At 54.1% G+C, this 11,539-nt stretch carries 11 protein-coding genes; 4 read left to right on the top strand and 7 right to left on the bottom strand.

The annotated features are described in order from the left end of the window. The first annotated feature begins 60 nt into the window (after nt 1–60). Both guaB and guaA read left to right on the top strand, forming a co-directional pair. Entirely contained in the window at nt 61–1,527 is a 1,467-nt protein-coding gene (gene guaB / locus ACVLVH_RS08665) for an IMP dehydrogenase (protein WP_101763497.1), read from the top strand. A gap of 72 nt (nt 1,528–1,599) precedes the next feature. Next, nucleotides 1,600–3,180, top strand: a complete 1,581-nt coding sequence (guaA, locus tag ACVLVH_RS08660) for a glutamine-hydrolyzing GMP synthase (RefSeq protein ID WP_101763498.1) — start codon at nt 1,600–1,602, stop codon at nt 3,178–3,180. Nucleotides 3,181–3,255: 75 nt separating this feature from the next. Here the strand turns inward: guaA and ACVLVH_RS08655 are convergent, their stop codons facing one another. Further along, entirely contained in the window at nt 3,256–3,393 is a 138-nt protein-coding gene (locus tag ACVLVH_RS08655) for a hypothetical protein (RefSeq protein ID WP_192411982.1), read from the bottom strand. Between ACVLVH_RS08655 and ACVLVH_RS08650 the strand changes: the two genes are divergently transcribed. After that, nucleotides 3,350–4,126 (top strand): DUF3750 domain-containing protein, encoded by a 777-nt coding sequence (locus ACVLVH_RS08650; RefSeq protein ID WP_008108318.1) that lies wholly within the window; start codon nt 3,350–3,352, stop codon nt 4,124–4,126. The genes ACVLVH_RS08655 and ACVLVH_RS08650 overlap by 44 nt on opposite strands. A gap of 27 nt (nt 4,127–4,153) precedes the next feature. Here ACVLVH_RS08650 and ACVLVH_RS08645 read toward each other — a convergent pair whose 3' ends face one another. Beyond that, nucleotides 4,154–4,333 (bottom strand): GDFGVC terminal motif YodC-like protein, encoded by a 180-nt coding sequence (locus tag ACVLVH_RS08645; protein WP_101763499.1) that lies wholly within the window; start codon nt 4,331–4,333, stop codon nt 4,154–4,156. Nucleotides 4,334–4,820: 487 nt separating this feature from the next. Here ACVLVH_RS08645 and ACVLVH_RS08640 point away from each other — a divergent pair, with 487 nt between their 5' ends. After that, entirely contained in the window at nt 4,821–5,321 is a 501-nt protein-coding gene (locus ACVLVH_RS08640; RefSeq protein WP_192411394.1) for a helix-turn-helix transcriptional regulator, read from the top strand. Here ACVLVH_RS08640 and mgtE read toward each other — a convergent pair. The 5 genes from mgtE to ppk1 form a co-directional block, all read right to left on the bottom strand. After that, nucleotides 5,318–6,751 carry a magnesium transporter gene (gene mgtE / locus ACVLVH_RS08635; protein ID WP_192411395.1) on the bottom strand — a complete coding sequence of 478 codons (1,434 nt, stop codon included), beginning with the start codon at nt 6,749–6,751 and terminating at the stop codon, nt 5,318–5,320. The two genes, ACVLVH_RS08640 and mgtE, sit on opposite strands and share 4 nt — an antisense overlap. Before the next feature lie 121 nt (nt 6,752–6,872). Beyond that, on the bottom strand, nt 6,873–7,058 hold the full coding sequence (locus ACVLVH_RS08630; RefSeq protein ID WP_110866478.1) for a YfgG family protein: 186 nt from the start codon (nt 7,056–7,058) through the stop codon (nt 6,873–6,875). A 154-nt stretch (nt 7,059–7,212) separates the two neighbouring features. Next, nucleotides 7,213–7,818 carry a tellurite resistance methyltransferase TehB gene (gene tehB, locus ACVLVH_RS08625; RefSeq protein ID WP_137386274.1) on the bottom strand — a complete coding sequence of 202 codons (606 nt, stop codon included), beginning with the start codon at nt 7,816–7,818 and terminating at the stop codon, nt 7,213–7,215. Between the two features lie 21 nt (nt 7,819–7,839). After that, nucleotides 7,840–9,366 (bottom strand): exopolyphosphatase, encoded by a 1,527-nt coding sequence (gene ppx / locus ACVLVH_RS08620; protein WP_101763505.1) that lies wholly within the window; start codon nt 9,364–9,366, stop codon nt 7,840–7,842. Nucleotides 9,367–9,371: 5 nt separating this feature from the next. Beyond that, nucleotides 9,372–11,432: a polyphosphate kinase 1 gene (gene ppk1 / locus ACVLVH_RS08615; RefSeq protein ID WP_101763506.1), complete on the bottom strand. Its 2,061-nt coding sequence runs from the start codon at nt 11,430–11,432 to the stop codon at nt 9,372–9,374. Between the last annotated feature and the right edge of the window lie 107 nt (nt 11,433–11,539).

Raw genomic sequence — 11,539 nt, 5'->3', positions numbered from 1 at the left:
CTGTATAATGCCGCGGCAATATTTTATCTGTTTTAATCGCCCCCAGGTGGAGATATTGCAATGTTAAGAATCGCTAAAGAAGCCCTCACATTTGACGACGTTCTGCTCGTTCCCGCTCACTCCACTGTCTTACCGAACACCGCTGATCTCAGCACTCAGCTGACGAAAAACATCCGTCTGAACATCCCCATGCTCTCCGCTGCAATGGACACCGTGACCGAAGCCGGTCTGGCAATTGCGCTGGCGCAGGAAGGTGGTTTGGGCTTTATTCACAAAAACATGTCAATTGAGCGCCAGGCGGATGAAGTTCGTAAGGTGAAAAAACACGAAAGCGGCGTCGTTACCGATCCACAAACCGTGCTGCCAACTACCGCGCTGGCGGCGGTGAAAGAGCTGACCGAACGTAACGGCTTCGCCGGCTACCCGGTCGTGAACACCGACAACGAGCTGGTGGGCATCATCACGGGCCGTGACGTGCGTTTTGTTACCGACCTGACCTTACCAGTTTCCGCAGTGATGACCCCTAAAGAGCGCCTGGTAACGGTGAAAGAGGGTGAAGCACGCGAAGTTGTGCTGCACAAAATGCATGAAAAACGTGTTGAGAAAGCGCTGGTTGTTGATGACAGCTTCCACCTGCTGGGCATGATCACCGTTAAAGACTTCCAAAAAGCCGAACGTAAACCTAACGCGTGTAAAGATGCGGAAGGCCGTCTGCGCGTAGGCGCTGCGGTTGGTGCCGGTGCGGGCAATGAAGAGCGCGTTGATGCGCTGGTTGCTGCCGGTGTTGACGTGCTGCTAATTGACTCATCACACGGTCACTCTGAAGGCGTGCTGCAGCGTATTCGTGAAACCCGTGCAAAATATCCGAACCTGGAAATCATCGGCGGCAACGTTGCCACCGGCGCAGGCGCATTGGCGTTGGCGCAGGCCGGCGTGAGCGCGGTGAAAGTGGGGATCGGTCCTGGCTCAATCTGTACCACGCGTATCGTCACTGGTGTTGGCGTGCCACAGATCACCGCGGTTTCTGATGCGGTTGCCGCGCTGGAAGGCACCGGCATTCCGGTTATCGCTGATGGCGGCATCCGCTTCTCTGGCGACATCGCTAAAGCGATTGCAGCAGGCGCAGCGGCCGTCATGGTCGGTTCTATGCTGGCTGGTACCGAAGAGTCTCCGGGCGAAATCGAGCTGTATCAAGGCCGTTCGTTCAAGTCTTATCGCGGTATGGGTTCACTGGGCGCGATGTCCAAAGGCTCTTCAGATCGTTACTTCCAGAGCGATAACGCCGCTGACAAACTGGTACCGGAAGGTATCGAAGGCCGCGTTGCCTACAAAGGCCGCCTGAAAGAGATCGTGCACCAGCAAATGGGCGGCTTGCGCTCTTGCATGGGCCTGACGGGTTGCCAGACCATTGACGATCTGCGCACCAAAGCGGAGTTTGTGCGTATCAGCGGCGCGGGCATCAATGAAAGCCACGTGCATGACGTGACCATCACCAAAGAGTCACCAAACTACCGCATGGGTTCATAATCCCGTAAAATTTAGCGCCCGGCACCCGCCGGGCGCTTTTATTATTAAGTCCATCCCAATGGAAACGCCTCAATGACGACTGAAAATATTCATAAACATCGCATTTTGATCCTCGATTTTGGTTCTCAGTATACGCAGCTGGTTGCGCGCCGCGTGCGCGAGCTGGGTGTCTACTGCGAACTCTGGGCGTGGGATGTCACCGAAGAGCAAATTCGCCAGTTTAACCCGAACGGCATCATTCTCTCTGGCGGTCCGGAGAGCACCACCGAGCTGAACAGCCCGCGTGCGCCGGAATACGTGTTTAACGCGGGTGTGCCAGTGTTGGGCGTCTGCTACGGCATGCAGACCATGGCGATGCAGTTGGGCGGCAAGGTTGAGGGCTCTAACGAGCGCGAATTTGGTTATGCGCAGGTTGAAGTGCTGACTCAGAGCGCGCTGGTGCGTGACATCGAAGATGCGATTAGCGCAGCAGGTAAACCGCTGCTGGACGTTTGGATGAGCCACGGCGACAAAGTCACCGCCATCCCAGCCGGTTTCGAAACCGTTGCCAGCACCGAAACCTGTCCGTTTGCCATCATGGCTAACGAAGAGAAGAAATTCTACGGCGTGCAGTTCCACCCGGAAGTGACGCACACGCGTCAGGGCCTGCGCATGCTTGAGCGTTTCATTCGTGACATCTGCGGCTGTGAAGCGCTGTGGACACCAGCCAAAATCATCGAAGATGCGGTTGAGCGTATTCGTCAGCAGGTTGGCGATGACAAAGTGATTCTCGGTCTGTCTGGCGGCGTGGACTCTTCTGTGACCGCGATGCTGCTGCATCGCGCCATCGGCGAGCGTCTGACCTGCGTGTTCGTGGATAACGGCCTGCTGCGTCTGAATGAAGCTGAGCAGGTGCTGGAAATGTTCGGTGACCACTTCGGTCTGAACATCGTGCACGTTGCGGCAGAAGCGCGCTTCCTTGATGCGCTGGCGGGCGAGAACGATCCCGAAGCCAAACGTAAAATCATCGGCCGCGTATTCGTAGAGGTGTTTGACGAGCAGGCGCTGCGTCTGGAAGACGTGAAGTGGCTGGCACAAGGCACCATCTATCCTGACGTGATCGAATCGGCGGCTTCTGCCACCGGTAAAGCGCACGTGATCAAATCGCACCACAACGTGGGCGGTTTGCCGAAAGAGATGAAGATGGGCCTGGTTGAGCCGCTGAAAGAGCTGTTCAAAGACGAAGTGCGTAAAATCGGTCTGGAACTCGGCCTGCCGTACGACATGCTGTATCGTCATCCGTTCCCAGGTCCAGGTTTGGGCGTGCGCGTGCTGGGCGAAGTGAAGAAAGAGTACTGCGACCTGCTGCGCCGTGCAGACGCCATCTTCATCGAAGAGCTGCATAAAGCTGACCTGTACAACAAAGTCAGCCAGGCGTTCACCGTGTTCCTGCCAGTACGTTCTGTTGGCGTGATGGGCGATGGTCGTAAATATGATTGGGTAGTTTCACTGCGTGCGGTGGAAACCATCGACTTCATGACAGCGCACTGGGCGCACCTGCCGTACGATTTCCTCGGCCGCGTCTCTAACCGCATCATCAACGAAGTTAACGGCATTTCCCGCGTGGTTTATGATATTTCAGGTAAACCACCTGCGACGATTGAGTGGGAATAAATCCTGCTTTGATCACTGCGTAAAAACGAAGCCCGCTTAATTGCGGGCTTTTTTTTCAAACCTTCTGATGGCAAATCATGCGGCTAAATGTATCGCATAGTTCGTGAATACAAATCCCACCGTTTCGATGCAAGATAGCGGTTGATTTTTACTCATCAGGATGCCGTCGATGTTGCCTTTTAAAGCCGTACTGATCTCTTTTCTTTGCATCATCTTGCTTTCCTTAGGCGCGAGCTTGGCGCAGGCAACGCGAAGCGGTGAGCTCACCTCTGAACGCGGTGGCTGGGCATCCGCAAGGCGCGATTCGGCCGGTATCGCACCGGATCCGCAGCGTTATGCGGCAGAAGCTATCGTGCAGGTTTATGCTGCGCCGACTTATGGCTGGAAGGGCGCGGTGGCGGTACATCCGTGGATTATCTTCAAACGCGCCGGTGAAACCCGCTATAACCGTTACGAAGTGATTAGCTGGGGCAGCGGCGATAAAGTGCGTCGTAATAGCAATCTTCCTGATGGTTACTGGTACGGTGCGAAGCCGCGTCTGCTGGTTGACCATCGCGGCAGTAGCGCAGAAGCGATGATTCCGCAGATCGAAGCGGCCATTAAATCCTATCCCTGGCCGACCACGTATCACGCCTGGCCGGGACCCAACAGCAATACTTTTATGGCACATATTGGCCGCGAGGTTCCGGCGTTGAAGTTGGATCTACCGGCTAACGCGCTCGGCAAAGATTATCGCTCGCTGCTTAATCCGGTAGGTTTACCGCCGTCAGGTCGCGGCGTGCAGCTTTCCCTGCTGGGTGTGTTGGGTGTGACGGTTGGAGCGGAAGAGGGGCTGGAAGTGAATCTGCTGGGATTAAACATGGGGCTGGATTTCACACCATTCAGGCTGCGTCTGCCGTTTATCGGCGGCATCGGTCAGAATAATGTGCAGCGAGACAATCCCTAAAAATGGCCCCGATTTGGGGCCATTTTTTTAACAGACGCCGAAATCGCCGTCTTCGTGATACAGATTCACGCTATCGGCTCTGACTTCAATTTCACGCTTGATGTGATCGTCAACGCGAGCGCACCACAGCATATCGCCTTCCACGCGCAGCACCTGCATCTTTGGGCCACCGGTCTTAGACTGCACAAAATCATCCACGTTAAACATGCTTCTTCTCCTTCAGGTCAGTGATAACAACAGAGTCTATATGCACTTCAGGCGCTGTGCGCTTGATTTTGTGCGCTGTCTTCCAGCACAAAACTGAATCAAAGCGCGTTGAGACCGTTCTGGTTATTTTCTGCAGCATTCGCCGCTGAAATAGTACCGAAACACTTCGCGGTTGTCAGTTGACAACTTATTGCGGTGAGCATAAGGTAGCCAGCGATGTCATAGAGGAAGCGGCATCCGCATAAAGCGGTCGAAGGAGCTTTGCGATATGCAGAAGCGAGAGGTTGGAAGATTGCAGTTGGCGGTCACCATGCGTGGGGCAAGATGTACTGCCCAGATAATTCGACAGAGTGTCGATGTGGGGATTACTGCATTACCTGCATCTGGAGTACGCCAAAAAATCCTGAAACCCATGCCAAACTGTTACGGCGCGTGGTGGACAACTGCAGTGAAAACCCTCAGCGGGTTAAGTGACGAGGAGTGAAACATGGAATTTGAGTTTACGCTGCGTTTTCAGCTCAATGATGAGATCGACATCGATGAAGTGATCGAACGGCTCGGTTCGCAAGGCTGCACTGATGCGTTAATTGGCGCGGGGGTGGCGGGAAAATTAAGCATGACGTTCTGCCGCGAAGCCAGCACTGCACAGGACGCGGTGCGCAGCGCGTTGGAGGATGTTTTTCAGGCATTGCCAGATGCGGAACTGATTGAAGCCGCGCCAGATTTAGTCGGGCTGACGGATATCGCAGAGTTGATAGGAGTTTCGCGGCAGAACATGCGCAAGCTGATGCTCAGCCATAGCCCGCAGTTTCCGCGTCCGATTCATGATGGAAAAACAGCCATATGGCATTTAATCGATGTGCTGGAGTGGTTAAATCAGCGTGGTTCAACGCGGGTCAATCCAGCACTGAGTGAACTGGCGCGCGCAACGTTGCAACTCAATTTACAGCAGATGCTGCAACGTTACGCACACTGTTTAAAGCCTTAATGATGCAGCAAAAATATCGTCGCCAGACCAAGGAAGATAAAGAATCCGCCGGTATCGGTGATCGCGGTGATCAGCACGCTAGAGCCAACGGCGGGATCGCGTTTCATTTTGGTCATGATTAACGGAATCAGCACGCCCATCAGCGCGGCCAGCAGCAGGTTCAGCACCATCGCCAGCATCATCACGCCGCCGAGTTGCAGGTTGTCGTACATCAGCCAGGTGACGCCGCCCATAATGCCGCCCCAGAACAGGCCGTTAATCAATGCCACGCCGAGTTCACGCATGATCAGGAACGAGAAGTTACCCGGTTCAACCTGATGCAGCGCCAGCGCACGCACAATCATGGTAATGGTTTGATTGCCGGTGTTGCCGCCGATGCCGGCGACGATTGGCATCAGCGCCGCCAGCGCAACCAGCTGCGATATGGTGGCTTCAAACAGGCCAATCACGCGCGAAGCGACAAATGCGGTACACAGGTTAACCGCCAGCCAGGCCCAGCGTTTACCCACCGCTTTGCGCACCGGCGCAAACACGTCTTCGCCCTGGCTGATACCCCCCATTTTACGGATGTTGCTTTCGTTCTCTTCGTTCACCAAATCGACCACGTCTTCAATGGTGATACGGCCAATCAGTTTGCCTTGAGCATCGGTGACCGCAGCGGAGATCAGGTTATAACGTTCAAACGCGCTGGCGGCGTCTTCCGCTTTATCGTTGAGCTGAAACGTGGTGGGATGCGAATTCATCACTTCTGCGACCAGCATCTTCGGTTTGTTGAGCAGAATATCAGTGAGCGTTAACTCACCTACCAGTTGATTTTGTTCGTCGGTGATAAAGATCTTATCGGTGCCGTTAGGCATTTTTTTGCCTTTACGCAGATAGCGCTGCACCGTGGCTAAGGTCACGTCAGAGCGCACCGTCAGGATATTGAAATCCATGATCTGCCCGACGCGATCGCGATCCAGCTCGATCACGCTCATCAGTCGCGCGCGCAGGCTAGGTTCGAGGGTGGTGAGCAGTCGTCCGGTTAAATCGCGCGGCAGGTAGCGCGCCAGATATACCTGATCGTCGATATCCAGCGGCTCGATGGCGTGCAGAATATCGCGATCAGACATTTCTTCCGTCAGGCTGGCCCAAACGGTTTCTGAAGCCTCAACCAGGACGTGACCGCGCTGCGCCGTCGGCACTAAACGCCACAGCGCCTGACGCTCTTCTTCCGGCAAGGCTTCGAGGATGTCGGCCAAATCCGCGGCGTGCAATTGCTGCAGCTCACGCTCTAATTCATGACGCCAGTCGGTGATATCACGCAGTTCGGCGGCATTCAGATCGACGGATTTATCCAGCAGAACATCAACCAGATCGTGCTCGTTGAGCAGCAGGTTGAGAATGTGATGACGGGTTTCAGCTAATTTTTGTGAATGCGAAGCAGACATAACGCGTTCCTTGTGTCTGTAAAGTCAGCTCACAGTGTAGCGCGTTGCGGGTAACAGGACGTAAAAAGCAGCATTGTCTCAAAGGACAATGTTTAGCAGCGACAGCCGACCCGCAAATTATTTAGCGCGAATCACTGGTGCTCAGCGTGACCGGTTCAGGGATGGCTTTCTTTTGCTGATGATGCTCGATGGCACCGGGAATGATGAAAAGCAGGCGGCCAAACAAAATTAAGAAGCTGACCAGTAAAACAATGCGGGTCATGGTGCCAGTTTTGGGACGTCTTCGTGCAGAGATAGCGCTGTTCACGCGGGGTGGTTCCTGTAATTGCCCGATGGGGCGGAGGCAATATTTAGTCACACTTAGATCGCTAAAGCAATCGCTGTGTGAAAAATGAGCAAAAAAGGTTCAGCGCACTGATCGACATCAGACAATCTAACGGCCGCACAAAGCGGCCGTGAATTCAGTAACTGGCTTTCTGCGCCAGCAGCGTGGCGAAACGGGTTTTAATGCGGTTACCGTTTTCATCACGACGATGCAGCTCACCGACCTCTTCGTTGTATTTCACAATATGCCAGTTGCGGTAATAGTGGCTGAGTTCACCGGATTTAAACGCAAACGGGAAGTTTTGCGTATTGGGATAATCATCGGTATCCATCGCCGCCACAATCAGGTTGTAGCCATATTTACGCGTGCTGGCCTGCATATCGGCAATCAGCTGCGGAATGGTTGCCGGCTGCAGGAACATCATCACCACGGTCGACAGCACAAACTGATAACTGCCGTTGAAGCGCACGCTATTGAGATCGCACAGCTCGGTGTGAATGTTCTGTAGATTCTCTTCCGCAATGATGCTGTTCAGGCGCTCCAGACTGGCGGGATTGCTGTCCCAGGCCGTCACGTCAAAGCCATGCTGATTGAGAAACAGACTATTGCGGCCCTGGCCGCAGCCCAAATCCAGTGCTTTCCCTACTTCAAGATGAGGCAGGGCCGCCAGCACTTCAGAATGGGTCGGCGTGAGACCGTATTTTTCAGCGTAATAGTTATCGGGGCGTGTAGTCATAACCAGATTGCGGGCCAGTTGCCCGCATTACTCCTCTTCTTCCAGCATTAGTTTCCAGCCGGTGACATCATTCCAGTAAGCTTGCTCGCGCTCCAGATCCAGCTGCACCAACGTATTCTGGCTCAGGAAGCCGGCAGGGAAGGTCAGCGTCCAGTGGCCGTCGTCGGTGCTGAGCTTGAGCGAATCCGGTTTGGTGGTCGCCTGGCGCTGATTATTCAGCAGCGTGCCAAGACGCAACAGGAATACCATCGGCAGAAACTGTTTCTTTTTAAACAAGGTGAAACGCGGCATCTCATCCTGCTTCACCGCTTTGCGGTGATAACGTACCAGCGTGGCCAACAGCATCTGTTGATCCTGATTAAAGCCCGGCATGTTGGAGTTCTGCAGGATGTAAGCCGAATGGCGCTGCATGCCGCTGTGATTGATGGTCAATCCCACTTCATGCAGCAGCGCGGCCCATTTCAGCAGCGCCGACAGTTGTGGATTGGCTTGCTTGGGATTCTGCTCCTGCCACTGCAAATAGAGCTTCTCGGTGGTTTCCAGCACACGGCGCGCCTGATCGCTATCAATCGCATAGTGATTTGCCAGACTTTGCGCGGTGCGGCTGCGAATGTCCTGATGACGGAAACGGCCTTCCATCTCATACAACACGCCTTCACGCAGTGCGCCGTCAGAGAGACGCAGCTCGCGAATCGCTAACGCATCAAACACGCCACACAAAATCGCTAAGCCCGGCACAAACACCGCTTTACGCTCTTCCGACAAGCCCGGCAGGCTCAGCGCATTAAACGACTTATGCTTCAGCACTTCGCTGGTCAGCAACTCCAGCGTCTCTGGCGTAATCAGCTTCTCTTTTTCGCCCATCGCCAGCAGCACTTCGCAGGCCGCTTTAATGGAACCCGACGCGCCCAGCGCATATTGCCAGCCGTGCAGACGATATTGCCACGCCATGGTTTCCAGCTTTTGCGCAGCGGAGAGGCGCGCACGGCGGAAGTTTTCTGGCGTGATTTCGCCTTTGGGGAAGAAGAGATTGGCGAAGCTGACGCAGCCCATGCGGCGGCTCTCTACCAGCTGCGGCTCAAAGTCTTCCCCAATCACCAGTTCGGTGGAGCCGCCGCCGATATCGATCACCAGCTTGCGACCTTTTTCCGGCTGCGTGTGCTCCACGCCCATAAAAATCAGACGCGCTTCTTCGTTGCCGGAGATCACTTCGATCGGATAGGGAATCACCTCGGCCGCGCGCTGCAGAAACTCTTCCGCATTGCTGGCGATACGCAGCGTGTGCGTGCCGACGATCGTCACGTTGGCGGAACTGAAGCCCTGCAAACGTTCGGCGAACAACGCCAGACAGCTCAGCCCGCGCTCAATCGCTTCTTCGCTCAGGCGATTGTGCGCATCCAGCCCATCGGCCAGATGCACGCGCTGTTTCAGGCGTCCCAGCACTTGCAAAGCGCCATCCACCACGCGGGCAATGACCATATGGAAGCTGTTCGAGCCGAGGTCGATTGCCGCGAATTCCTGAGGTTTCGGCGTACTTTTATGTGAGATTGGCATAGGCGTTATTCGGGTTGTTCCAGTTTCTTGATGTAGTCATAAATGGCCAGCTGCGAACGCACCTTTTTACGGTTGCCGCGCGGCACATAACGATTACTCAGCTCTTTATCGACGATGCGGGCTTTCACCGTATCACTAAACAGAATGGCGATGATGTCCAATATGCGCTGCTTCACGCGGGGATCAAGAATCGCCACGGCTACTTCAATGCGGTGGTCTATGTTACGCGTCATCCAGTCCGCGGAAGAGAGGAACACCTTTTTCTCGCCGCCGTTCTCAAAAATATAGACGCGGTCGTGTTCGAGATAGCGGTCAACGATGCTGGTAATGCGAATATTTTCACTGATGCCCGGTAAATCAGGAATCAGCGAACACATGCCGCGCACCAGCAGATTCACTTTCACGCCTGCCGACGAGGCGGCGTAAAGTCGATCAACTAAACCATTATCCACCAGGTTGTTGATCTTCAACGTAATGCCAGCAGGATTGCCTTGCTGCGCGTTGGCGATCTCGGCATCAATGAACTTATACAGCACGTCACGCGAGTTCTGCGGTGACACCAGCAAATGCTCGAAGGTGACCGGACGATACGGATTCTCAATGAAGTTGAACACGCGACGCACTTCATTGGTGATGCGCGCATCGGCGGTCAGCAATGAATAGTCAGTATAAATGCGCGCGGTTTTTTCGTTGAAGTTCCCGGTACCGATATGCGCATAACGCACCACTTCTTCGCCTTCACGGCGCGAAATCAGGAACAGCTTGGCGTGAATTTTCAGACCCGGCGCGGAGAAGATCACATGCACGCCCGCTTCGGTCAGGCGTTTCGCCCAGCGGATGTTGGCCTCTTCATCGAAGCGCGCCTGCAGTTCCACCACCACCGTGACTTTCTTACCGTTATAGGCGGCGTGAATCATCGCATCCATGATGCGCGAGTTTTTCGCTACGCGGTAAATATTGATCTTAATTGCCAGCACGTTCGGGTCGAACGAGGCCTGACGCAGCAGTTCCAGCACATGCTCAAAGGTGTGATACGGATAGTAGAGCAGCACATCGCGATTGCGGATGGCGTCGAAACCGTTGCGGAAGCCGTCAAAGCCGATGTGGCGAATCTGCGGCAGCGGACGGTTTTCCAGATTGCTTTTACCAACGTTCGGGAAGCCGATGAAATCTTTGAAGTTATGGTAGCGGCCGCCGGGCACAATCGAATCGTAGTTCGAAATCGACAGCTTATGGCGCAGCATTTCCACCATCGCATCCGGCATATCGCGCTGATAAACAAAACGGACCGGCTCGGCATTGAGACGCTGCTTCAGGCTCGACGACATCAGCTCCAGCAGGCTCGATTCCATCTCTGTAACCAGATCGTATTCGGCGTCGCGCGTCATCTTCATCGAATAGGCGTTCAGCGTATCGTAATCGAAGAAGCCTTTGAAAATTTCATCGAGGCAATAGCGCAGGATGTTATCCAGCAGAATCATTGGCTTGCGCCGACGTGGCGACTCAGCCGGCAAGTTTATAAAGCGCGGCACTTTATCCGACGGGATCTCCAGCAGCGCATAACGAATATCGTCGCCGCGAATGATCTCCACCGCCAGATAGGTGTAATCGTCTTTCAGGAATTCGATCAGATCGGTGTCATGGTTAATCAGAATCGGCGTAACGTGCTGGCGTAATTGATGTTTGAAGTAGTAGCGCAGCCACTCTTGCTGATTCGGTGACAGTTGACGTTCGTTAATCAGGAAGATCTGATTACGCGCCATTTCCAGCAGCAGATCGTTATAGAGCGCATCAAACTCCTGATCCGATTTCTGCACCCGCAGCTGAATTTTCTTCAACAGATGCCGCAACGAGGTCGGTTTGCCTTGCTCTTCGCTGATCAGAATTCGCCGCTTGAGATCGGCAAAGCGCACTTTATAGAACTCTTCGAGGTTATTGGAGTAAATCCCGAGGAAGCGCATGCGTTCAATCAGCGGATTACTTTTATCCGAGGCTTCCTGTAACACACGTTCATTGAAGCTTAACCAGCTTAATTCTTTTTCTATATACAGCTTATCCTGACCCATTCTGACTCCGAGATGCTGATGCTGGACGGAATGTCCGGCGGAAAAGACGCAAAAATGCGTTACCGCTCAGTGTCCGTCACCATTATGGCGAGAGTATGGCAGGCTTG

It is taken from the genome of Kluyvera sp. 1366 (assembly GCF_054823405.1).
This window is presented reverse-complemented; position numbering and strand designations above follow the sequence as displayed.

Coding starts and splice junctions, on each gene's coding strand:
- ACVLVH_RS08640 (WP_192411394.1), top strand. CDS start 4,821: ATGGAATTTGAGTTTACGCTGCGTTTTCAGCTCAATGATGAGATCGAC.
- ppx (WP_101763505.1), bottom strand. CDS start 9,366: ATGCCAATCTCACATAAAAGTACGCCGAAACCTCAGGAATTCGCGGCA.
- ACVLVH_RS08655 (WP_192411982.1), bottom strand. CDS start 3,393: ATGATGCAAAGAAAAGAGATCAGTACGGCTTTAAAAGGCAACATCGAC.
- guaB (WP_101763497.1), top strand. CDS start 61: ATGTTAAGAATCGCTAAAGAAGCCCTCACATTTGACGACGTTCTGCTC.
- ACVLVH_RS08645 (WP_101763499.1), bottom strand. CDS start 4,333: ATGTTTAACGTGGATGATTTTGTGCAGTCTAAGACCGGTGGCCCAAAG.
- ppk1 (WP_101763506.1), bottom strand. CDS start 11,432: ATGGGTCAGGATAAGCTGTATATAGAAAAAGAATTAAGCTGGTTAAGC.
- mgtE (WP_192411395.1), bottom strand. CDS start 6,751: ATGTCTGCTTCGCATTCACAAAAATTAGCTGAAACCCGTCATCACATT.
- ACVLVH_RS08650 (WP_008108318.1), top strand. CDS start 3,350: ATGTTGCCTTTTAAAGCCGTACTGATCTCTTTTCTTTGCATCATCTTG.
- guaA (WP_101763498.1), top strand. CDS start 1,600: ATGACGACTGAAAATATTCATAAACATCGCATTTTGATCCTCGATTTT.